The organism is Spongiibacter sp. (genome assembly GCF_984394615.1).
Genome location: NZ_CFHTQA010000054.1, coordinates 1 through 20,780, shown reverse-complemented (window position 1 = coordinate 20,780; position 20,780 = coordinate 1). Strand labels below are relative to the sequence as shown.

The 20,780-nt window shown below is 60.6% G+C and carries 21 protein-coding genes; 11 read left to right on the top strand and 10 right to left on the bottom strand.

Translation table 11 applies throughout. From position 1 onward, the window contains the following. The 3 genes from AC5DB9_RS15160 to AC5DB9_RS15150 form a co-directional block, all read right to left on the bottom strand. Nucleotides 1-466: hypothetical protein (locus tag AC5DB9_RS15160; protein ID WP_491732076.1), on the bottom strand; the 466-nt coding region annotated here is incomplete at its 3' end. 80 nt (nucleotides 467-546) lie between these two features. After that, nucleotides 547-1,269, bottom strand: a complete 723-nt coding sequence (locus AC5DB9_RS15155; RefSeq protein ID WP_272991446.1) for a hypothetical protein — start codon at nucleotides 1,267-1,269, stop codon at nucleotides 547-549. A 73-nt stretch (nucleotides 1,270-1,342) separates the two neighbouring features. After that, nucleotides 1,343-1,864: a metal-independent carbonic anhydrase family protein gene (locus AC5DB9_RS15150; RefSeq protein WP_272991447.1), complete on the bottom strand. Its 522-nt coding sequence runs from the start codon at nucleotides 1,862-1,864 to the stop codon at nucleotides 1,343-1,345. 198 nt (nucleotides 1,865-2,062) lie between these two features. On the opposite strand from AC5DB9_RS15150, the gene AC5DB9_RS15145 reads away from it, so the two are divergent. Genes AC5DB9_RS15145 through AC5DB9_RS15105 form a run of 9 tightly spaced genes read left to right on the top strand, consistent with a single transcriptional unit; the run spans nucleotide 2,063 to nucleotide 10,146 of the window. After that, complete coding sequence (locus AC5DB9_RS15145) at nucleotides 2,063-4,228, top strand: thermostable hemolysin (protein ID WP_272991448.1); 2,166 nt, start codon at nucleotides 2,063-2,065, stop codon at nucleotides 4,226-4,228. Further along, nucleotides 4,215-4,886: an iron-containing redox enzyme family protein gene (locus tag AC5DB9_RS15140; protein WP_273009948.1), complete on the top strand. Its 672-nt coding sequence runs from the start codon at nucleotides 4,215-4,217 to the stop codon at nucleotides 4,884-4,886. The genes AC5DB9_RS15145 and AC5DB9_RS15140 overlap by 14 nt, the downstream gene beginning before the upstream one ends. A gap of 13 nt (nucleotides 4,887-4,899) precedes the next feature. Then, nucleotides 4,900-5,703, top strand: coding sequence for an SDR family oxidoreductase (locus tag AC5DB9_RS15135; RefSeq protein ID WP_272994057.1), 804 nt, complete (start codon nucleotides 4,900-4,902; stop codon nucleotides 5,701-5,703). Continuing rightward, nucleotides 5,703-6,320, top strand: coding sequence for a tetratricopeptide repeat protein (locus AC5DB9_RS15130; protein ID WP_272994056.1), 618 nt, complete (start codon nucleotides 5,703-5,705; stop codon nucleotides 6,318-6,320). The genes AC5DB9_RS15135 and AC5DB9_RS15130 overlap by 1 nt, the downstream gene beginning before the upstream one ends. A gap of 32 nt (nucleotides 6,321-6,352) precedes the next feature. Beyond that, complete coding sequence (locus AC5DB9_RS15125; RefSeq protein ID WP_272994055.1) at nucleotides 6,353-7,015, top strand: response regulator; 663 nt, start codon at nucleotides 6,353-6,355, stop codon at nucleotides 7,013-7,015. Beyond that, entirely contained in the window at nucleotides 7,012-8,349 is a 1,338-nt protein-coding gene (locus tag AC5DB9_RS15120) for an ATP-binding protein (protein WP_272994054.1), read from the top strand. The genes AC5DB9_RS15125 and AC5DB9_RS15120 overlap by 4 nt, the downstream gene beginning before the upstream one ends. Then, nucleotides 8,330-8,656 carry a cupredoxin domain-containing protein gene (locus AC5DB9_RS15115; RefSeq protein WP_272994053.1) on the top strand — a complete coding sequence of 109 codons (327 nt, stop codon included), beginning with the start codon at nucleotides 8,330-8,332 and terminating at the stop codon, nucleotides 8,654-8,656. Before AC5DB9_RS15120 ends, AC5DB9_RS15115 begins: the two co-directional genes overlap by 20 nt. 18 nt (nucleotides 8,657-8,674) lie before the next feature. Continuing rightward, complete coding sequence (locus AC5DB9_RS15110) at nucleotides 8,675-9,445, top strand: FTR1 family protein (RefSeq protein ID WP_272994052.1); 771 nt, start codon at nucleotides 8,675-8,677, stop codon at nucleotides 9,443-9,445. After that, nucleotides 9,442-10,146, top strand: a complete 705-nt coding sequence (locus AC5DB9_RS15105) for a hypothetical protein (protein WP_272994051.1) — start codon at nucleotides 9,442-9,444, stop codon at nucleotides 10,144-10,146. Before AC5DB9_RS15110 ends, AC5DB9_RS15105 begins: the two co-directional genes overlap by 4 nt. Before the next feature lie 41 nt (nucleotides 10,147-10,187). Here AC5DB9_RS15105 and recG read toward each other — a convergent pair whose 3' ends face one another. From recG to AC5DB9_RS15090, 3 genes are all read right to left on the bottom strand, one after another. Continuing rightward, nucleotides 10,188-12,263 carry an ATP-dependent DNA helicase RecG gene (recG, locus tag AC5DB9_RS15100; protein ID WP_272994050.1) on the bottom strand — a complete coding sequence of 692 codons (2,076 nt, stop codon included), beginning with the start codon at nucleotides 12,261-12,263 and terminating at the stop codon, nucleotides 10,188-10,190. Further along, nucleotides 12,263-13,192, bottom strand: a complete 930-nt coding sequence (locus tag AC5DB9_RS15095; protein WP_272994049.1) for a hydrogen peroxide-inducible genes activator — start codon at nucleotides 13,190-13,192, stop codon at nucleotides 12,263-12,265. Before AC5DB9_RS15095 ends, recG begins: the two co-directional genes overlap by 1 nt. A gap of 78 nt (nucleotides 13,193-13,270) precedes the next feature. Then, nucleotides 13,271-14,260, bottom strand: coding sequence for an NAD(P)H-quinone oxidoreductase (locus tag AC5DB9_RS15090; protein ID WP_272994048.1), 990 nt, complete (start codon nucleotides 14,258-14,260; stop codon nucleotides 13,271-13,273). 93 nt (nucleotides 14,261-14,353) lie between these two features. Between AC5DB9_RS15090 and AC5DB9_RS15085 the strand changes: the two genes are divergently transcribed. After that, complete coding sequence (locus AC5DB9_RS15085) at nucleotides 14,354-15,223, top strand: SDR family oxidoreductase (RefSeq protein ID WP_022959051.1); 870 nt, start codon at nucleotides 14,354-14,356, stop codon at nucleotides 15,221-15,223. Here the strand turns inward: AC5DB9_RS15085 and AC5DB9_RS15080 are convergent. From AC5DB9_RS15080 to gmk, 4 genes are all read right to left on the bottom strand, one after another. Further along, nucleotides 15,218-15,598 carry a RidA family protein gene (locus AC5DB9_RS15080; RefSeq protein ID WP_022959052.1) on the bottom strand — a complete coding sequence of 127 codons (381 nt, stop codon included), beginning with the start codon at nucleotides 15,596-15,598 and terminating at the stop codon, nucleotides 15,218-15,220. The two genes, AC5DB9_RS15085 and AC5DB9_RS15080, sit on opposite strands and share 6 nt — an antisense overlap. A 37-nt stretch (nucleotides 15,599-15,635) precedes the next feature. Further along, complete coding sequence (spoT, locus tag AC5DB9_RS15075) at nucleotides 15,636-17,822, bottom strand: bifunctional GTP diphosphokinase/guanosine-3',5'-bis pyrophosphate 3'-pyrophosphohydrolase (protein WP_272994047.1); 2,187 nt, start codon at nucleotides 17,820-17,822, stop codon at nucleotides 15,636-15,638. A gap of 23 nt (nucleotides 17,823-17,845) precedes the next feature. Beyond that, a complete protein-coding gene (gene rpoZ / locus AC5DB9_RS15070; protein ID WP_022959054.1) occupies nucleotides 17,846-18,109 on the bottom strand; it encodes a DNA-directed RNA polymerase subunit omega in 264 nt (87 codons plus the stop codon). Between the two features lie 79 nt (nucleotides 18,110-18,188). Next, entirely contained in the window at nucleotides 18,189-18,800 is a 612-nt protein-coding gene (gmk, locus tag AC5DB9_RS15065) for a guanylate kinase (protein WP_022959055.1), read from the bottom strand. A 169-nt stretch (nucleotides 18,801-18,969) separates the two neighbouring features. Between gmk and AC5DB9_RS15060 the strand changes: the two genes are divergently transcribed. Further along, nucleotides 18,970-20,780 (top strand): BCCT family transporter (locus AC5DB9_RS15060; RefSeq protein WP_491732075.1); only part of this gene is annotated, 1,811 nt, incomplete at its 3' end.

Below are 20,780 nucleotides of genomic sequence, written 5' to 3'. Positions count from 1 at the left end.
TGTCGATAGTGACTTCCAGCAGCCGCTGGATCTTTTCCCGCTGCTGTAGCTGGCTGCGGTTCTGCTCGGCAATCACCAGTCGGAATTCGCTGATGATTTCATCGAGCAGGGCGGCGAGGGCGCCGGTATCCTCCACGCTGCCCTGGGTCGCTTCCTCGCCCAGCGCCTGCCGTTGCCGCTCCTCCAACTCGATGATCTTGGCAATGCTCTGCTGGATAATCGCGCTTTTATTGCGGACCTCGGCCTGGTTGGCATCTTTACCAAAGATCAATTCGTCGGTGAGCTGTTTAAACAGCCGGTAGGAGGTGCCCGATACCAGAATATGCTCGTTCAACAGTGCCTGGGCGATATTGTTTTGGGTGAGATTGGTGCGGGTGATCTGCGTGGTTGCCACCACCAGCGCCGATGTCAGCATAACGATGACGGAGATGAGTCCGGCGAAAGCGATGACTTTACGTTTATACATGGCAGCGGCCGTCGTCCTTGCAGGGCGTGTGAGATTTCTACGTTGCGATTAAGAAAAAGGTTCTGTGCGACCACCACGGCTCACAACGCAAGGTTGAGCCAGAGGGTGACGGTATCTTCCGGCGTCGCCGTATTCAGGCCGTGCAAATACCCGAGCTTATAGCCGATCTTTTGCCATTGGCCGCTCAGCGACGGCCCCGCCTGTTGTTGCTGGTCGTCCGGCATGCCCAGCTTGTTCAGTGGGCCATGGCTGTTGTAGCTCTCCAGGGCAATGCGGTGACGGCCGTGGTAGCGGTAGCCGAGCTGATAGCGACTGCTGATCTGAATACCCGGCAGGCGTTGATCGCCGACTTGGCGAAGGGTGAGCAGCAGCGCGGTGGCCTGCCAGCGATCGCTCAGTGTCCACTGATTTGTCCAATGCAGGCCGATATCTTCCGGGCGATTATCGTCGCGAATCACCAGATCGCCGCGCAGGGCGCTATGCCAAATGCCGTTGTGCTCTCGGGCGTCAACAAACTGGTGCTGAAGCTCGAGGCGCAGTTGGTCGAAATCCTGCCCGGATGGTTGGTCGCGGTATTGGACCACGGCGCGACCGCGATACTTAGCGTTAAAGGCATGTTGATAGTGAAGCCGGTGGGCGAAATGATCGTTTTCGGTGACCCTGGCGTAGCGATATTGCAGGCTGCGATCGTCGGCGTTAATCGCCGGGCCAAATACGCCGCCGGTGTTGCCCGCCTGGGCGTTGGTGCCGGCGAAACCCAGTAGCAGCGCCATAACCGCCAGGCCTCTGCGGTTGCTTGGCATAAGGAATATCCTTGGCAAAGTGGGGGATATATCATCGAAAGAGCAGGGCGGCCCAGTAGGCCGCCCTGTGAGTTCAGGAACCGAAGGGCAGGGAGGAGTGGTGCAGGACAATCTTGAGGTCGCCCTGTTCATCCATCCGATAGCCAAAGGTGTATTCGACCTTCACTTCCTTCTCGTCCAGTGTGGTGAAGAAGTAGTTGCCCATCGCCACCGCAAAATCATCGTGGATCATGATGTCGTGGTTATCGAAGCGCACCTGTTTCCAGGGGTTGATCGCAAAACCGTCATCCTCTTCCACCACACCGGTAACGAAGTAGGAGTGGGCTTCTTCGAAGGTCTCCCGGAACTGATCATTCTTCGCTTTTGTGGGCTTGAACAGCACCTCACCGTTGTTGTAATTGTAGAGGCTGTCCAGCAGTTTCTGTGCTTCGCTGCGGTAGTCTCCACCACCCAACTTGGCTTCGCCAATGCGCACAATGCCTTCCGCCCATTTGCTCTGCGCCTCAAGAATTTTGTCCTCGGTCAGCACGCCTGCGCTTGCGCTGAAAGAAGTGAGGGCCAAAACAGCGGCGGTCATCGGTACTAACGCTTTCATGTGATCTCTCCTGTGTAGGTGACAGGATCAGTATCCACGGCAGGGGTGAATAGGCATTGACGGGCAGATTAATAGCAGATTAATTCCCGGCCCTGCTGCCTGAGAGGTCGCCAGCGGGACGATTTTTCAGCTTTAAGTTTGTTTTAAGTTTTCCGCCCTAGGCTGGTCTCATCGTCAAACCCCTTGGAGGGATTGCAGATGAACACTGCCCTGAACCACGCTCAGTTGTCGGCGCCGCGCCAGCCGGTGGTTTCAACCTTGCCGAGCGACACGCAACTGCGGTTTGTCCCCAGCCACAGTGCGACCCGCTCCGGCTACGAAGCCTTTATTGCTGCTGTTTTCCAGCGCCGCTACGGCGCTGTGCTCAGCCACTTTCTGCCGTCTTTCCTGGCAGTAGAGCGAGCGGGACAGTTGCGCGCGGCGTTGGGCGTGGCCCGAGCCGATGAGCAGGGCTCGCTGTTTCTTGAACAGTATTTAGTGGCGCCTGCGGAAGTCCTGCTGGGCAAGGCCGTGGGGCGTCCGGTTGCCCGTGACAGTCTGATTGAAGTGGGCAATCTGGCCTCTTGCGGTGGCGGCGCCAGCCAACTGCTGTTTCTGATGCTCACGGCGTATATCAATCGCATCGGAGCCGAGTGGGCCATTTTTACCGCCACACCCGAAGTGCGCAAGCTGCTCAGCCGCCTCGGCTTGCTGCAGTATGTGCTTGGCGAGGCGCGGGGCGAACGCCTCGGCGATGCGCTTGCCGACTGGGGCAGCTATTACGACAGTCGCCCACAGGTGGTGGCGGTCAACGCGCTGGATGCACAGTGCCGTCTGCTGCGCGAGCCGCGCTTTTCGGCGGCCATGTTGAGCTGCGCCACCACCGATTGGGAGGTGGCGCTGAGCGGCGATGGCGAACAACTCAGCTATGGGCAATTGCTGTCGGCCAGTCAGGCACTGGCCAGCACACTGCGAAGTCGCGGTATTAAACGTCTCGCGCTGATGGCGGATAACGGCCCGGACTGGCTGATTTGCGATCTGGCCGCACTCTGGGCAGAGGTCGCGCTGATTCCTCTGCCCGCCTATTTCTCCGACCAGCAGCTCCGTCACGCCTTGCAAGACAGCGGGGCAGAGTTGCTGTTTTTTGATGCTACAGCGGCGCCGCGCATCGTGTCGCTGACTACCTGTGCCGATACGCTGCACTGTGGCAGCTTGCAGGCGGTGACCATCGTTCAGGAGGCTGGCCGCGAGTCACCTCCCCCCACCGCGCTGCCGGGGGGCTGCGCCAAAATTACCTATACCTCTGGATCGACCGGGCAGGCCAAGGGCGTGTGTCTGTCGGCGGCTGCGCAACTGCGCACCGCGCAGGCGATCAATGCTGCGCTGGCGGAACTGCCGCTGCGGCGCCATCTGGCGATATTGCCGCTGGCCACCTTGCTGGAAAATGTCGCAGGGGTTTATGCGGCGCTGTTGCGTGGCGGCGAGGTGGTACTGCCCAGCCTGGCCACACTGGGCTGGGCGGGCAGTGGTGGTATGGACGTTGCGCGGCTGATGCGGTGTTTCCAGCGTCGTCGCCCCGACACCGCGGTGCTGCTGCCGCAATTGTTGAAGGCGCTCTGCGAACTGCCCGACAGCCCGCCGGATAGTCTGCGCTTTGTGGCTGTCGGTGGCTCGCGCACCGCGCCGGCGCTGTTGCTCAACGGTCGCGAAAAAGGCTGGCCGGTATACGAGGGCTACGGCCTGTCGGAGTGTGGCTCGGTACTCACAGTGAACGTGCCCGGCGCCGATAAACCCGGTTCGGCGGGCCGGCCGTTACACCACTGCCAGCTGTCGCTGGAAGGTAGTGAAGTGATGGCCGAGGGCAATGCCTTTCTTGGCTATCTGGGCGATAAAGCCAATACCCGGTACCGGGTGGCGACCGGTGATCTGGGTCACTTCGATGAAGAGGGCTTTCTGTGGCTCAGTGGCCGCCGCAAAAACCTGCTGATAAACAGCTATGGCCGCAACATCTCCCCCGAATGGCCCGAAAGCGAGCTGCTGCGTCACTCTGCCATTGTGCAATGTGTGGTGGTGGGCGATGCGCGTCCGCACTGCGCGGCGTTGCTGACGGTTTTGCCGTGCAGCGATGACGCCGAGGTCAGCGCCCATATTGCGCGTTGCAATGCCGAGCTGCCCGACTACGCGCGCATCCGCCAGTGGCGGCGACTGCCGACACCGCTCAGTGCGGCCGACGGCCTGCTGACCGCCAACGGCCGTCCGCGCCGCGAGGCGATTGCCCGCCATTACGCCGCCCTGATTGAAGACTGCTATGCCGACGCTCGTACCGATACGGTCGCCGGAAATATTGACCGCGATAACGAGGACCTGATGTATGGAATTTTATGATCGTCTGCAAGCGGCCACGGCTGACGAGCGCGCTGGCCTTTACAGTATCGACTTCATCCGCCGCGGTGTGGAAGAGGGACTGAGCCGTGAGGACTACCTCGCCTTTCTCGGCCAGGCCTATCACCACGTCAAACATACCGTGCCGCTGCTGATGGCCTGCGGCAGCCGCCTGAGCGACGACGAAGAATGGCTGCGGGTGGCGGTGGCGGAGTACATCGAGGAAGAGACTGGCCATCAGGAGTGGATTCTGAACGATATCGCCGCCGCCGGGGGCGACAAGGAGGCGGTGCGCCACAGCCGTCCGGCGCGCAGCACAGAATTGATGGTGGCCTACGCCTACGACACCATCCACCGGGTCAATCCGCTGGGCTTTTTCGGCATGGTGCAGGTGCTGGAGGGCACGAGCATCGCGGTGGCCGACAAGGCGGCCGAGGCCATTCAGCAGCGTCTGGGTCTGCCCAACAAGGCTTTCAGCTATCTCAAATCCCACGGCGCGCTGGACATTGAACATGTGGACTTCTTCAAGGGGCTGATGAACCGCATTGAGCGGCCGGACGATCAGCAGCAGATCATCCATAGCGCCCGCTGCTTCTACCAGCTTTACGGCGATATTTTCCGCGAGCTGGGTCGGCGCGATGCGGTGACTCAGGCCGCGTGATCGAGGAGGACCTATGACGACACTGAGTATTGCGGTCACCGGTGCCAACGGTGGTATTGGTCGCGCGATCTGTCAGGCATTGGCTGAAGACGGCCACCGCCTGCATCTGATTGGCCGACAGTCCGAGGCTCTGGAGGCTCTGCGAAACAGTCTGAAAAATACGGCGCAGCATCATTGCTGGCAGGCAGATCTCAGTGACGTGAGATCGATTGATGCCCTGGCCGATGCCATGCTGGGCACGGGCGTGGTGCTGGACGTGCTGATTAACAACGCCGGTTGCTCACAGTTTGCCACGTTGGATGACAGCGAGCCCGACGCGCTGGCAATGATGTTGAAGGTCAATACCTTGGCGCCGATGCTGCTCAGTCGCCGACTGCTTCCCACGCTGCTGCGCAGCGAGCACGCCACGCTGATCAATGTCGGCTCCAGTTTTGGCAGCATCGGCTATCCCGGTTTCAGTGGCTACTGCGCCAGCAAATTTGCCCTGCGAGGCTTTACCGAGGCGTTGCAGCGGGAGCTGGCTGATCGCGAGATCGCCATTCATTATCTTGCCCCCCGCGCGGTGGCGACCGATATCAACAGTGAGGCCGTGGTGGCGATGAATGCCGAGCTGGGGAATGCCGTGGACAAGCCCGCAGTCGTGGCCGACGCGGTGCAGGCACTGTTGCATCAGCGCCGCAGCCAGAACCGCTATCTTGGCTGGCCGGAGCGCTTGTTTGTGCGACTGAATGCCCTGTTGCCAACGCTGGTGGCGGGCAGCCTGCGCAAGCAGTTGCCGCGCATTCTTTACTACGCCCGACGTGGAGGAGATAGCTGATGAACCGACTTACCTGTCTGTTTGCCCTCAGTTTGCTGTTCAGCAGCACGGTGTGGGCAGCGAATTGGCAGAGTGCTCAGCAGCGTTGGGCGGAGATCCAGTACCGCCTGCCGCCGGACCAGCAGTCTGCGGCGATGCAGGCGGTGATCGACGAACTCGACGCCGAGTTGTCCACACAGCCAAAGCAGGTAGAAGCGCTGATCTGGCGCGGCATTGCCGAGGCGACGCTGGCCGGTTACCAGGGCGGGCTGGGGGCGCTGTCGCTACTGCGCGATGCCCGTCGCGATCTCGAGGCGGCGATAGCGATAGATGAGCACGCGCTCAATGGCGCGGCACACACCAGTCTGGGCTCGCTTTACTATCAGGTGCCGGGCTGGCCGATCAGTTTTGGCAGCAACAGCAAGGCCGAGGTCGAACTCAAAAAAGGGCTGGCGATTGCGCCTCAAGATATTGATGCCAACTATTTCTATGCGGATTACCTGCGCGACCGCGGCGACAAGGCACAGGCGCGGGTCTATTATGAACGAGCGCTGGCGACCCCCGCGCGTCCCGGCCGGTCGCTGGCCGACGAGGGGCGGCGCGAGCAGATTCGCCAGGCCTTGAGCGCAATGGACTGACATACAATCAATCGGAAAAAGGTGAGCAATTTTTGCGCGTACTGCTGGTAGAAGATGACCGCTCGCTGGCCAGCGGTATCAAGACGGCCTTAACTCGGGCGGCCCATGCGGTGGACCATGTGGACAATGGCGCCGAGGCATTGCGTTTTGCCCGCGACACGCCTATCGACATGGTGGTACTGGATCTGGGCCTGCCGGATATGGATGGCCTGTCGGTGCTGCGTGAGTTGCGTGCGGCAGGCAGTGCGGTGCCGGTACTGATTCTCACCGCCCGCGATGCTCTCAATGACAAACTCTCCGGCTTGGACGGTGGCGCCGATGATTACTTGACCAAACCCTTTGCGGTGGAAGAGTTACTGGCGCGCATTCGTGTGCTGGGGCGTCGCGGTAATGAACTGCAGGACAACGAGCTGAGTCTCGGTCCGGTGCAGATCAATCTGGCCCGCCATGCCGTCAGCTTGCGCGGCGAGCCGGTCAAACTGTCGCGGCGAGAGTTTGCGCTGTTGCGGGCGCTGGCCGATCGCCCCGGTCAGGTGTTCAGTCGTGAACAACTGGAAGAGAAGCTCTACACCTGGGATGACGATGTCAGCAGTAATACCATCGATGTGTATATCCACAACCTGCGCAAAAAGCTGGGCACGGGACTGATAAAAAATATTCGCGGCGTAGGCTATGTACTGGAGCCCGGGGCGTGAGATCACTGCGACGCTTCCTGCTGATCAGCCTGCTGGCGGTGTTGATGCTCAGCAATTTTGTGGCAGCGCTGCACGGCTATCGGGCGAGCATGGCCAAGGCCGAGCAACTGCTGGACGACAAGCTGTTCGACATGGCCGGACACTTTCTGGCGATGCCGCTGCCCGATGGCGCGTCGCCGCCGGTGGACGAGCAGCTTCAGGCCTTTCAGCTTATCGACGAACAGGGGCAACTGCGCTGGCGCTCGGCGCAGATGCCGGTAACCGCGCTGCAATTGCCAGACGGTTTTTCCGAAGAGAACGTGGGCGGTTATCGTTGGCGCATGTTGCAGCGGCGCGGTGGTGAGCCGCTGCGTACGGTGATTGTGGCGGAGCGGCTGGACCTGCGTTATCAGCTTGCTGAAAACGTGATTATGGAGTCGGTGGCACCGGTGCTGTTGGTGGTGCCGATAGTGGGCTTGCTGCTGTGGCTGATTGTCGGTCGCGGGCTGAGCAGCCTGACCCGACTGGCGAATCTGCTGCGCCGCAAGCGCAGTGATGATTTCAGTCCGGTAAGGGTGGAGCGCGCGCCGGAGGAATTGCAGCCGGTACTGGAGTCGATTAACCAGCTATTGCGCCGTCTCGACGCGGCCTTTGAGCGCGAACGACGCTTTTCTGCCGATGCTGCCCACGAGCTGCGCACGCCGATCAGCGCCATTCAGATTCACCTCCACAACTTGCGCGCCGAGCTGAGCGAGCCCAGTGAATCACTGGATTGCCTGAGTGCCGATGTGGCGCGCTTGGCGCACTTGGTCGAGCAGCTACTGCTGTTGCATCGCAGCAATCCCGAACACTACCCCCGCCAGTGGGAGACGATTGATCTGGCCGCATTGGCACGAGAAGTGAGCAGCGCCTGCTTTGCCGACATCGACGCCCGTCAGCAGCAGCTTAGCCTGCAGGGTGAGGCAAGCATTCAGGGCGACCGCTTTCCGCTGGGGATTCTGGTGGAGAACCTGCTGCGCAACGCCAATAAATACAGCCCGCCGGGGGCGAGTATCGACCTGCGGATTCGCGAAACTGACGACGGGGCCAGCCTGTGTGTGGAAGACTCCGGGCCGGGCATTCCGGAGGCACAACTGGCGCGGGTGCGTGAGCGCTTTTATCGCGTGGGCGGTGATCGGCACGATTCCGGTCAGTCCGGCTGCGGCTTGGGTTTGTCGATCGTTGAACATATTGCCCAGTTACACGGCGCGGAGCTGCGGCTGGAAAACCGTGCGGAAGGTGGCTTGCGGGTGTGTGTGCAGTTTATAGAGCAGCGTGGTGAGAGGAGAGGGGCCGATGTGGCGGGCAGTGATTAACGGCGCGCTGTTGCTGATGTTGTCGTCGGTCTGCCTGGCGGATAAGCCAGTGGTCGAGCTGGTGATCCGCGACCACCTGTTTTATCCCTCGCAGCTTAAGGTGCCTGCTAACGTCAAATTCAAGCTGCGAGTCGACAATCAGGACCCCACGCCGGAAGAGTTCGAGAGCTACGAACTGAATCGCGAAAAAGTCATCCTCGGTAAGCGCAAGGCGATTATTTTTATCGGCCCGCTGGCACCGGGTGAGTATCCCTTTTTTGGCGAGTTCAATCCCAAAACGGCCCAGGGCACGATGATCGCTGAATAGCGGCATAGAGAAGTTGTCATGTTATTAACCAGTGTCATTATTGTATTGCGAGAAGTGTTGGAAGCCGCGCTGCTGATCAGCGTGCTCGCCGCGCTCAGGCAAATGCAGGGTGGCAGTCGACGAGGTCTGTTGTGGGGCCTGATTGCTGGTCTGTTGGCGTCGCTGCTTATTGCGCGCAGCATGGGCGCCATCTCCGAGATGGCCGATGGGGTTGGGCAAGAGCTGTTTCTGGCCTTTCTACATGGCGTGCTTTATCTGGCGCTGCTGTGTATCGGCGTGCTGGCGCTGCGCGAGTCGTCCCACACGGTGCTGATGGGTGTGCTGATGGCAACGGCAGTGACGGTGGCAGTGAGTCGCGAGGGCGAGGAAATCATTCTCTACATCTCCGCGTTTCAGCAGCACGACGATGTGCGCAGCAGCCTGTATCGCGGCTCGCTGATCGGCCTGGGTATTGGCGCCAGTGCCGGTGCACTGCTGTATTACGCCTTGTGTTTGCTGCCGTCGAAGTGGGGCTATCGCGCCATTTTCGTGCTGCTGACGGTGGTGTCGGGCGCGATGATCTTGCAGGCGTCGGGGCTGCTGATACAGGCGGATTATCTTCCCGGTGGCAGGGTGTGGGATAGCTCGGGCTGGTTGCCTGAGGAGGGTGTGGCCGGACAACTCCTCTATGCCATGCTGGGGTATGAAGCGACACCCGCGCCCGCGCAGTTGTGGGCGTATGGCGGGAGTGTGTTATTGATGACGTCGGTGTTGTTCTGGCAATGGCGGCGAAACGGGAGCACCGCATGATGCGGCGGCTGGTCTGGGGGCTTGCGCTGGGCGTTAGCACGCCATTATGGGCGGACGGCCTGCCGGTGGATCGTCTCTATTCGCCCTACGTGCAGCCGCTGGAGAAGGAACTGGAATACCGCTATATCCAGGCTGACGGCGGCCTTCAGGCGCCTGAAGGTCTGCATGTGCAAAAGCTGGGCTTTGGCGCGGCGATCAGCGAGCGAGTGGCACTGGAAGCCTATGTCATTGCCGCCGATACCCAGTTCAGCGACCGTATTGAGGCGCTGGAGCTGGAGGCGCGCTGGCAGCTTACCGAGCAGGGAGAGTACGAAAGTGATTGGGGACTGCAGCTGGAATATGAACAGGACCGTGAGGGTGACGAGCGTGAACTGGCGGTGTCGCTGCTGGCACAGAAAGACTGGACATCCTGGCAGGGCATTGCCAATGCCTCGCTGATTCACGAAAAACAGAAAGGCTTGCGCAGTGAGCTGGAGACGAGGCTGGCATTGCAGGCGCGCTACCGCTATCGGGCGGTGCTGGAGCCGGGGGTGGAGCTGTTCCTTGGCGAGGACTACCGGGGCATAGGCCCCGCACTTTATGGCACGGTGAAGCTAGCGGCGGGACGCTCGTTGCGTTGGGAGCTGGCGGCCATTGCCGGACTGGACCGCGACAGTGCGGACCACGCGATTCGTCTGCTGCTGGAATACGAATTCTTTTAATGCGCGACTCTAGCCCCCGACTATAGTCCCCTGCCAGTCCACTACACGCTGGCGTACAGGCTGCGGTCGGCCAGCCAGCGGTCGATGAGCGGTTGGACGTGCTCGGGGTGATCGCGCAGCAGTATCTGCGCCTGTTCACGCACGCTGTCCAGCAGGTGATCGTCGCGCTGCAGGTCGGCAATCCTAAAACTCATCAGGCCGGTCTGGCGGGTGCCTAACACCTCGCCGGGGCCGCGCAGTTGCAGGTCCTGTTCGGCGATCACAAAACCGTCATTGCTGTCGCGCAGGGCCGACAGCCGCTGGCGGCCATTGCGTGATAGCGGACTTTGATAGAGCAGTACGCAGTGACTCTGCTGTTTGCCGCGACCCACCCGGCCGCGCAACTGGTGGAGCTGGGCCAGGCCCAGGCGCTCGGCGTTTTCGATAATCATCAGGGTGGCATTGGGCACATCCACGCCCACTTCGATGACGGTGGTGGCCACCAGCAGGTTCAGTGTGCCCGCTTTAAATTCGGCCATCACCGCCGCTTTTTCTGCGGGTTTCATCCGGCCGTGGACCAGCCCGACGCTCAGCTCGGGCAGGGCGTCGCGCAATAGCTCCCAACTTACCTCTGCGGCCTGGGCCTGGAGTTTGTCGGACTCTTCAATCAGCGTGCATACCCAGTAAGCCTGCTGGCCGCTCAGGCACACGGCGCGCAGTCGCTCAATAATCTGCTCGCGCCGGTCGTTGGCCAGTACCACGGTATTCACCGGGCTGCGCCCCGGTGGCAGTTCGTCGATCACCGAGGTATCGAGGTCGGCGTAGGCGGTCATTGCCAGTGTGCGCGGAATCGGCGTGGCGGTCATGATGAGCTGATGGGGCTGGCCCACCTGTGCCTCGCCTTTTTGTTTCAGCGCCAGACGCTGATGCACACCAAAGCGGTGTTGCTCGTCGATAATCACCAGTCCCAGTCGGGCGAACACCACCTCGTCCTGAAACAGCGCGTGGGTGCCCACCACCACGTGGGCACTGTGCTCGGCAACGCGTTGCTGGGCGGCGGCGCGGGCTTTGCCTTTCTGTTTTCCACTGAGCCAGGCGACTTCCAGGCCCAGTGGGGCCAGCCAGCCTGCAAAGCTCTGGAAGTGCTGTTCGGCGAGAATTTCGGTGGGCGCCATTATGGCGACCTGATAGCCACTGGCTACGGCGCGCAGCGCGGCCATTGCCGCCACCGCGGTTTTGCCGCTGCCGACATCCCCCTGTACCAGCCGCAGCATGGGGCTGGCGCGCAGCAGGTCGCTGCGAATTTCGGCGACGACACGTTGTTGCGCCCCGGTCAGGGTAAAGCCGAGCTGCTGCAGAAAGCCCTGCTCTAGCGCGTCGGGACCGTCCAGCATCGGGGCCGCCAGACGCTGGGCCTGCTTGCGCAGTTGTTGCAGGGCAAGGTTGTGGGCCAGCAGTTCTTCGAAGGCCAGTCGTTGCTGGGCGGGGTGCAGTCCTTGCTGAAGTTGAGTCAGCGAGGCGTCGACCGGCGGATGATGCAGATAGCGCAGGGCCTCGGCCAGTGTCCAGCGGCCGGGCAGCGCCGTGGGCGGCAACCATTCGGCGATAGGGTGACGGTCGAGATAGCTGAGCGCTTGCTCGCAGAGGCTGCGCCAGCGAGTTTGGGCAAAGCCCTCGGTGCTGGGGTAAATCGGCGTAAGTCGGTCTTCCACAGGCAGTGAGACGGCGCTGTCGAGCACCCGGTATTCCGGGTGGTAGAACTCCAGCCCGCTGGCGCCGCGCCGGGCTTCGCCAAAACAGCGCAGGCGAGCGCCTTTGCTGAGCTGTTGCTTTTGTGCAGCGTTAAAATGGAAGAAGCGCAGGGTGGTGGTGCCGGTGCCGTCGCGCAGCCGGCAGACAAGACTGCGGCGGCGACCAAAGACGATATCGGCGGCCAGAATCTCCCCTTCAATGACCACGTCGGCGCCGGGTTGCAGGCCACCGATTGGGCAAATACGGGTGCGGTCCTGGTAGCGCAGTGGCAAGTGAAACAGCAGGTCCTGAACATTGCGTAGGCCCAGCCCCTGAAGCTTTTCCCGCAGGCGTGGGCCAACGCCCTTCAGGGCGCCGATGTCGACCTGGTGCAGGGCTTCGGTCATCAGGCGGCGGTGGCGGGCAGTTGTGCGCTGATCTGCTTCACCGCGCGGCTGATCACATCAATGGCCTGATGCCGGGGGAAGCTGGCCCGCCAGGCCAGCGCGATTTGCCGGGTGGGTGGCGCGCCGGCAAAGGGCCGGGTGCAGAGCAGGCCGCCGCCGTAGGTGCCGATTTGTGCAGCGGAGAGCGGCAGGATGCTGATGCCCAGTTTGGAGGCAACCATATGCTTCAGGGTCTCCAGCGAGCTGCCCTCAACCACGGATTGAAGTAAGCGGTCACTCTTGGCCATGTGCTGGCGCAATCCCGGGCAGGCATCCAGTACCTGATCGCGGAAGCAGTGCCCTTCGCCCAGTAGCAGCACATTTTGCTGGGTCAGGTCGTTGTGGTCGATGGCGGGCTTGGCGGCCAGCGGGTGATCACTGGGCAGCAGCACCACAAAGGGCTCTTCGTAGAGTGGCTGAGTGACGACTTCCGGCTCGTTAAACGGCAGGGCAATGATGATGGCGTCGAGCTTGCCGCTGCGCAGGCGCTCGCGCAGCACGGCGGTCATATTCTCTTCGATATACAGTGACATCTGCGGCGCCAGCTCGCGGATCTGCGGAATGGCGCGGGGGTAGAGGTAGGGGCCCACGGTATGGATGGCGCCCAGCGATAGCGGGCTGCCCAACGGGTCGCGACCCAGTTCGGCCAGCTCGCGGATGTGCTCAGCTTGCTCAAGCACGTGACGGGCCTGGGCAATAATGCGTTCGCCGATGGGCGTGGTGGTGACCTGCCCGCGATTGCGCTCGAACAGGCAGACTTCCAGTTCGTCCTCCAGCTTTTTAATGGCCACGCTGAGCGTGGGCTGGCTGACATGGCACTGCTCGGCGGCTTTGCCAAAATGCCCGGTTTCTTGCAGGGCGATGATGTAGCGTAATTCGGTGAGCGTCACAAAAAGGCCTTTTGCGATAGTCTTTAACTATTATGCGGGCCAGTGTACAACGCCCCCAGGCTGCTGCCTACTTGATTGTCAGTCTGCGTTCAGATCGAGCACGATCTTGCCGATGTGGGCGCCGCTCTCCATACGCTGATGGGCTTCGGCCACGGCTGCAAAGGGGTATACGCTGTCGATCACTGGCTTGAGTTCGCCGCGTCCCAGCAGGGGCCAGACGCGTTCGCGCAGGGCATTGGCTATGGCCGCTTTTTGCTCGCTGCTCTGGGCGCGAAGGGTGGAGGCGCTGAGCACAAGACGCTTCATCAGCAGCGGCAGGAAATTCACTTCGCTGCGGAAGCCGCCCTGAAAGGCGATATTGGCGATGCGGCCTTCGATGGCGGCCACCTCAAAATTGCGCTGCACATAGTCGCCGCCGACCATGTCGAGAATCACGTCGATGCCCTGTCCCTCGGTGTCTTTTTTCAGCACCTCGACAAAGTCTTCTTCGTTGTAGTTGATCGCGCGACTGGCCCCCAGTGATTCGCAGGCGGCACACTTGTCGGCATTGCCCGCCGTGGCGTAGACGGTGGCGCCCATCGCGCCGGCCAGGGTGATGGCGGTGGTGCCAATGCCACTGCTGCCGCCGTGAACCAGAAAGCGTTCGCCGGGGCGCAGAGCGCCGCGTTCGAAGACGTTGTACCAGACGGTGAAATAGGTTTCGGGCAGGGCGGCGGCTTCGACATCGCTCAGGGCGCCGGGAATGGGCAGACACTGACTGGCGGGGACCAGGACGCGGTCACTGTAGCCACCGCCGTTGCACAGGGCGCAGACCCGGTCGCCGGGCTTCCAGCCGCTGACCCCTTCGCCGGTGGCAATCACGGTACCGGCGACTTCCAACCCCAGGATTGGACTGGCGCCAGCCGGTGGCGGATACAGTCCGTAGCGCTGCATCAGGTCCGGGCGGTTGATGCCCGCGGCATTCACGGCAATCAACACTTCACCGGGGCCGGGCTGACCGGGATTGTGGTGTTCGATATGCAGGCCGTGGTTGTCGTCGACGGCAATATAGCGGGCGGGTGCTGTCATGGTCTGTCCTCTGCGGTATGCTGCTGGGCCGATATCGGGGCAGGCCCTAGTATGCCTGAGCCCCGTCGAGGCTTGAACCGAGGTGGGAACAGTATGAGCAGCGCTGAGCAGAAACGGCTTTTGATTGTCGGTTGCGGAGATATTGGCAGCGGTGTCGCCGAGCATTTTTTGCAACGCGGCTGGCAGGTGCAGGGTCTGCGCCGTCAGACGGACAAGCTGCCCGAAGGGGTTAGCGGTATCGCCGCAGACCTGAGTGATCCAGAGAGCCTGGCTGCGCTGCCGCCGCTGAGCGCCGACTATGTGCTGATGACACTGACGCCAGCGTCTTATACCGAGGACGGCTATCAGCGCATTTTTGAGCGCGCCATGTCGGCGTTGCTGGCGGCAATTTCTCCTGCGCCGAAGCGGCTGTTGTTTGTTTCCAGCAGCGGCGTCTACGGCCAGCGTGAACACGAATGGGTAGATGAAGACAGCCCCACCGAACCGCCGCGTTTTGCGGGTAAAAGCCTGCTGCGCGGCGAGCAGTTGGCGCTGGGCAGCGGCACGCCCTGCTCAGTGGTGCGCTTCACTGGGATTTACGGCCCCGGACGGTTTCAGATGCTGAAGAAGGTGCATAACGGGGAATGTGCGCCGACAGAGCCGCTGCACTACAGCAACCGGATTCATCGGGACGACTGCGTGGGTTTCCTCTGCCACTTGCTTGAGCGGGCCGATGCCGGTGAGGCCTTGGAGGCCTGCTATCTGGCCAGCGATGACGAACCGGTAGCCATTCAGGACGTGCAGCGCTGGCTGGCCGATCAGCTCGATGTTCCCTATGAACAGGGCGGCGCGCCGATCGCCCGCACGGGCAGTAAGCGCTGTGCCAACCGCCGACTGCGCGAGAGTGGTTACGAACTGCGTTACCCCAACTACCAAAAGGGCTTCGCAACGGTGCTGGAGGGATTCAGGCCCGACGACTTATAACGCCAGAATGACTTCGATTTCCACCATGGCGCCGCGGGGCAAGGCGGCAACCTGCACGCAGGCGCGGGCGGGGTAGGGTTCGTCGAAGACTGAGGCCATCACCTCGTTCACGGCGGCAAAATCGCCGAGATCGGTCAGAGAGATATTCACTTTCACTGCGTCGTTGAGGCTGCCGCCAGCGGCCTCGGCAACGGCGCTGAGATTCTTAAATACCTGCTGGGCCTGCTCGGTCACACCGCCTTCGATCATTTCCATGGTCTCGGGAAGCAGGGGAATCTGTCCGGACAGAAACACCATGTTGCCGGTTTTCACCGCCTGCGAGTAGGGGCCGATGGCTGCCGGTGCGTTGGGGGTACTGATGATTTCTTTGCTCACAGTGATGTTCCTTGTTGCAGTGTGTTGACGGCGCGGATCAATGGCGCTCGCGGGTCACTTTCAAAACGGCGGGAATATTGCGAATGCGTCGCATGATGCTGGCCAGGTGTACCCGAGAGCGAACACCGATGACCAGATGAATGGTGCTGATTTTCGGGTTTTCGTCCTCGACGCTGATCTTTTCAATGCTGCCTTCAGCGCCGTTTACCCGAGTCGCTAACACTGCAATAATGCCGCGCTGCTTGCTCAATTCAACTTTCAGCTCCACCGAGAAGTCGCGATCGATATCGTCGGCCCAGCTCAGTGGTACGACGCGCTCTGGTGTGCTGCGCAGCTCGATGCTGTTGTGGCAGTTCTCGCAATGGACCACCACGCCCTTCTCCGAACTGACAATCCCCACAATGTGGTCGCCGGGAATCGGGTAGCAACAGCGAGCAAAGTTGACCAGGAAGCCTTCGGTGCCGTGAATGACCATCGTCTGTCGCTGGCTGGCGGCGGGCAGGCTGCTGTCTTCCTCTTCACTGCGGTCGTCCCGCAGGTTAAGCAGTTGGCGAGCGGTCAGGTAGGCCACCCGATTACCGAGGCCGATCTGCTCAAAAATATTTTCCGCCGACTTGGCGTGGGTGGCATCGACGAGTTGTGTCAGGTGCGCATCCTCGAAGTTATCGAGTGCTTCGTCCATGCTCGCCAGTGCACGCTCCAGCATGCGTTTGCCCAGTGACACGGCTTCGGCACGGCGCTGGTGTTTGAGGAAGTGGCGAATACCGCTTCGGGCTTTCGCGGTGACCACGAAGTTAAGCCAGGCGGGATTCGGTTGGGCGCCCGGAGTGGTAATGACCTCTACGGTCTGACCGCTTTGCAAGGGCTCAGACAGCGGCGCCAGGCGGCGGTTGATGCGACAGGCAACACAGCTATTGCCCACGTCGCTGTGCACGGCATAGGCAAAGTCGACAGCCGTCGCCCCGGCGGGCAGTTCCATGATGTCGCCACGCGGGGTGAAGACATACACCTCGTCGGGGAACAGGTCGATTTTGACGTTTTCAATGAACTCCAGCGAGTCGCCTGCGCGCTCCTGCATTTCCAGCAGACCCTGCACCCACTGACGGGCGCGGGCGTGGCTGGAGTTCCCTTTCGGCTCTTGTTCACTGGACTTATACAGCCAGTGTGCGGCGATACCATTGTTGGCCATCTCTTCCATATCGCGGGTGCGAATCTGAATTTCGATGGGCACGCCCTGCATGCCGAACAGCACGGTGTGCAGAGACTGGTAGCCGTTGGCCTTGGGAATGGCGATGTAATCTTTGAACTGGCCGGGCACCGGTTTGTAGAGTCCGTGGACGCAGCCCAGTACGCGGTAGCAGGTGTCGACCGAGTCCACCACGATGCGGAAGGCATAGAGATCCATGATCTCTTTCAGTGATTTTCGCTTGTTGCGCATCTTGCTGTAGATGCTGAACAGGTGCTTTTCGCGGCCAATTACTTCGGCCTTGTGGCCTTCTTCAAGCAAGCAGTTTTCCAGACTTTCGCGAATCTGGTCGATGGTTTTCTTGCGGTCGCCAAAGCGAGTCCGAATCGCCTTGCTGATGCACAATATCCGCATGGGGTGCATGGCCTGAAAGCCGAGATCTTCAAACTCCACGCGGATATTGTGCATCCCCAGACGCTGGGCAATCGGCGCATAAATTTCCAGGGTTTCGCGGGCGATGCGGCGACGCTTGGGCGGCGGCATCACCCCCAGGGTGCGCATATTGTGCAGGCGGTCGGCGAGTTTGACGAGGATGACGCGAATGTCGCGGGCCATTGCCAGCGCCATTTTCTGGAAGTTTTCCGCCTGTTGCTCGGCTTTGGACTGAAACTCGATTCGGGTCAGCTTGGAGACCCCGTCCACCAGTTCGGCGACCGAATCGCCAAACTGCTCAGTCAGGTCCTGCTTGCTGATAGCGGTGTCTTCGATGACATCGTGCAGCATCGCTGCCATCAGGCTCTGGGCGTCGAGGTGCATCTCCGACAGGATGCCGGCAACCGCCAGCGGATGGGTAACGTAGGGCTCGCCGCTGCGGCGGTTCTGCCCTTCGTGCGCCTGTTCAGCGTAGTAATAGGCGCGCCGCACCTGATTGATTTGCGATGCGGGGAGGTAACTGCTCAGATTGTCGGCGAGGGCGTCGATGGACTGCGCCGGTTCCGGTTTGCTGTGCTGCGGATTGAAGAAGCTGTATTGGTGCATCGACGCCCCTGGCTCATGGGAAATTACAGCGCTTGCTGATCCAGTTCGACGCCCAGGTCCAGCTCAGGTTCTTCTGCGGCAGCGTCGGCAGCCATAATTTCTTCGCGGGTGATTTTGCCGTCGGCAATCTCGCGCAGTGCCAGTACAGTCGGCTTGTCGCCTTCCTCGGGAACGAGGGGGTCTTTGCCGCCAGTGGCGATGGCGCGGGCACGTTTGCTCGATACCATTACCAGTTCAAAACGGTTATCTACTGCCGACAGGCAGTCTTCTACAGTAATACGGGCCATGATTGCATCCTGATTTGCTGAGTCTCAGTGGCCGTGAACGCCACCGACAGTTATCCACAGTCTATCAAAAAGCGCGAGGCTATGTCAGCAGTGATGCGAGCAGCTCGCGATGGCGTTTTTCCTGCTTGGGCATTTGCAGCCGGTGGCTGACCAGAATGGCCCTCAGCTCCTCCAGCGCGACGTCGAAATCGTCGTTGATGATCATGTAATCCCCCTCGACATAGTGCGACATCTCTTCCACGGCGGCGGCCATGCGGCGTTGGATCACGGCGTCGTCGTCCTGACCGCGGCCGGTCAGCCGCTGCTGCAATGCTTCTTTGGAGGGGGGGAGAATGAAGATGGCGGTGGTTGCAGGAATCAGTTTGCGCACCTGTTGCGCGCCCTGCCAGTCGATCTCCAGAATCACATCGTGACCCGTGGCCAGCGTATCTTCCACCCAGCGTTGGGACGTGCCGTAAAAGTTATCGAACACTTCGGCGTACTCGAGAAACGCTGATTTCTCGAGCATGGCCTCGAACTCCGGCTTCGATACAAAGTGGTAGTTCACGCCATCTTCCTCGCCGGGCCGCATCGGGCGTGTGGTGTGGGAGATGGAAACCTGTAGTTGATCACAGGACTCAGTAAGTGCCTTTACCAGACTGGTTTTCCCGGCGCCAGACGGGGCCGAGATCACAAATAAGGTACCGCTCATCACGTCTCTCTACAGGGAATGTGGGGAAAACAACCGGGCTGAGAATGATAGCGCTGCTGGGCGGAGATAGCACGCCCTCCGCCGCCCAAATCGGCGCAACGATTTTTAATAGACGCCCCAATCTGTTAAGACTGAATAAGTAAATACACCCAAAAACAAGGAAAACGCTATGGAAAAGCCGTCCCACCGCCAGTCGACGGTGCTGGTTCCGGTCTTTGTCCCCGCCGTTGTGGTCATTGTCCTTCTGGTGCTGGGCACCGTCAGTAACCCGCAATTGGCGGGCGAAGTCTTTTCCTCAAGTCTGTCGTATGTCACCCGCAGTTTTGGCTGGTTTTACATGCTGTCTGTGGCGCTGTTTCTGCTGTTTATCGTTGGCGTTGCGCTCAGCCCCTGGGGGCGGATCAAGCTCGGCCCGGATCACGCCGAGCCGCAATACAGCTTCCCGGCCTGGTTCGCCATGTTGTTCTCGGCGGGCTATGGCATCGCACTGCTGTTTTTCGGGGTGGCCGAACCGGTATTGCACTACTCATCGCCGCCGCAGGGCGCGGCATTGACAGTCGATTCCGCGCGCCAGGCGATGCAGATTGCCTTCTTCCACTGGGGGTTTCACATCTGGGCGATCTACGGATTGGTGGGGCTGGTGCTGGCCTACTTTGCGTTTCGCCACGGCTTGCCGCTGTCGATCCGCTCGGCGCTTTATCCGCTGATCGGCGATCGCATCTATGGACCGATTGGTCACGCGGTGGATGTGTTTGCGATTCTTGGCACCATGTTCGGTATTGCCACCACGCTGGGCTTATCCGTGGCCCAGATTAATGCCGGCCTGCACTATTTATGGCCTGAGATTCCGATAGGGAGCACGGTGCAGGTCATCGCGATCGTCATTATCTCTTGTCTGGCGATTCTTTCGGTAGTGGCCGGGATGGATAAGGGCGTCAAGCGCCTGTCTATCTTGAATATGACGCTGGCGATTGCGCTGATGATTTTCGTGTTCCTGGCCGGGCCTTCGATCCATATTCTGGAGAGCTTCCTGCAAAATACCGGCAGCTACCTCAACCATATTGTCGAGCGAACCTTTAATCTTCAGGCGTATAGTCGCAGTGACTGGATTGGTAACTGGACGCTGTTTATCTTCGGTTGGACGATTGCCTGGGCGCCTTTCGTGGGCTTGTTTATCGCCAAAATCAGCCGGGGTCGAACCATTCGTCAGTTCGTGCTGGGCGTGCTGTTTGTGCCCTCGATGTTCACCTTTCTGTGGTTTTCGATCTTCGGTGATACCGCCCTGCACTTGATCATGAACGAAGGCTACGAAGCGCTGATTCATCAGGTGCAGGCCGACCACACCATTGCCTTGTTCCAGCTCTACGAGCACCTGCCTTTTTCCTCGATTGTTTCGCTGATTACCGTCTTTTTGATCATCACTTTTTTTGTCACCTCATCGGATTCGGGCTCACTGGTGATCGATTCACTGGCATCGGGCGGCTCGATCCACACGCCGGTCTGGCAGCGCGTATTCTGGGCCTCGGCTGAGGGGATTGTGGCGTCGACACTGTTGCTGGCCGGTGGTCTCAGCGCGCTGCAGACCATGAGTATTATCAGTGCTCTGCCTTTCGCGCTGATTATGATTGCATCGGCCGTAGGGCTTTGGCGGGCATTGATTATTGAAAGCCATCGTCACGACAGTCTGCGCGTCGGGGTGCAGAGTCGTTTTACCGGGGTTGCCGGGCCGGAGCTCTGGCGGCAGCGTTTGAAGACGCTGATTAGCTTTCCTCGCCGGGAAGACGTCGAGACCTTCATCAATACCACGGTGCGTGACGCAATGAGCTGGGTAGAAGGCGAGTTGCGCCGCGAAAACTGGCGAACCAGTGTGACAGACGACCCGGCTATGCCGCGGATCTGCCTGGAGGTTCAACGGCAGGGCGACGTGAATTTCATCTATGAAATTCGCCTGGTAGAGCACGAACTGCCGGGGTATGCCTA

Excerpts from the sequence above, each read along its gene's own strand:
- spoT (WP_272994047.1), bottom strand. The coding sequence starts at position 17,822 with ATGCACCAATACAGCTTCTTCAATCCGCAGCACAGCAAACCGGAACCG.
- AC5DB9_RS15155 (WP_272991446.1), bottom strand. The coding sequence starts at position 1,269 with ATGCCAAGCAACCGCAGAGGCCTGGCGGTTATGGCGCTGCTACTGGGT.
- AC5DB9_RS15130 (WP_272994056.1), top strand. The coding sequence starts at position 5,703 with ATGAACCGACTTACCTGTCTGTTTGCCCTCAGTTTGCTGTTCAGCAGC.
- rpoZ (WP_022959054.1), bottom strand. The coding sequence starts at position 18,109 with ATGGCCCGTATTACTGTAGAAGACTGCCTGTCGGCAGTAGATAACCGT.
- gmk (WP_022959055.1), bottom strand. The coding sequence starts at position 18,800 with ATGAGCGGTACCTTATTTGTGATCTCGGCCCCGTCTGGCGCCGGGAAA.
- AC5DB9_RS15145 (WP_272991448.1), top strand. The coding sequence starts at position 2,063 with ATGAACACTGCCCTGAACCACGCTCAGTTGTCGGCGCCGCGCCAGCCG.
- AC5DB9_RS15090 (WP_272994048.1), bottom strand. The coding sequence starts at position 14,260 with ATGACAGCACCCGCCCGCTATATTGCCGTCGACGACAACCACGGCCTG.
- AC5DB9_RS15135 (WP_272994057.1), top strand. The coding sequence starts at position 4,900 with ATGACGACACTGAGTATTGCGGTCACCGGTGCCAACGGTGGTATTGGT.
- AC5DB9_RS15115 (WP_272994053.1), top strand. The coding sequence starts at position 8,330 with ATGTGGCGGGCAGTGATTAACGGCGCGCTGTTGCTGATGTTGTCGTCG.
- AC5DB9_RS15110 (WP_272994052.1), top strand. The coding sequence starts at position 8,675 with ATGTTATTAACCAGTGTCATTATTGTATTGCGAGAAGTGTTGGAAGCC.
- AC5DB9_RS15105 (WP_272994051.1), top strand. The coding sequence starts at position 9,442 with ATGATGCGGCGGCTGGTCTGGGGGCTTGCGCTGGGCGTTAGCACGCCA.
- recG (WP_272994050.1), bottom strand. The coding sequence starts at position 12,263 with ATGACCGAAGCCCTGCACCAGGTCGACATCGGCGCCCTGAAGGGCGTT.
- AC5DB9_RS15150 (WP_272991447.1), bottom strand. The coding sequence starts at position 1,864 with ATGAAAGCGTTAGTACCGATGACCGCCGCTGTTTTGGCCCTCACTTCT.
- AC5DB9_RS15085 (WP_022959051.1), top strand. The coding sequence starts at position 14,354 with ATGAGCAGCGCTGAGCAGAAACGGCTTTTGATTGTCGGTTGCGGAGAT.
- AC5DB9_RS15140 (WP_273009948.1), top strand. The coding sequence starts at position 4,215 with ATGGAATTTTATGATCGTCTGCAAGCGGCCACGGCTGACGAGCGCGCT.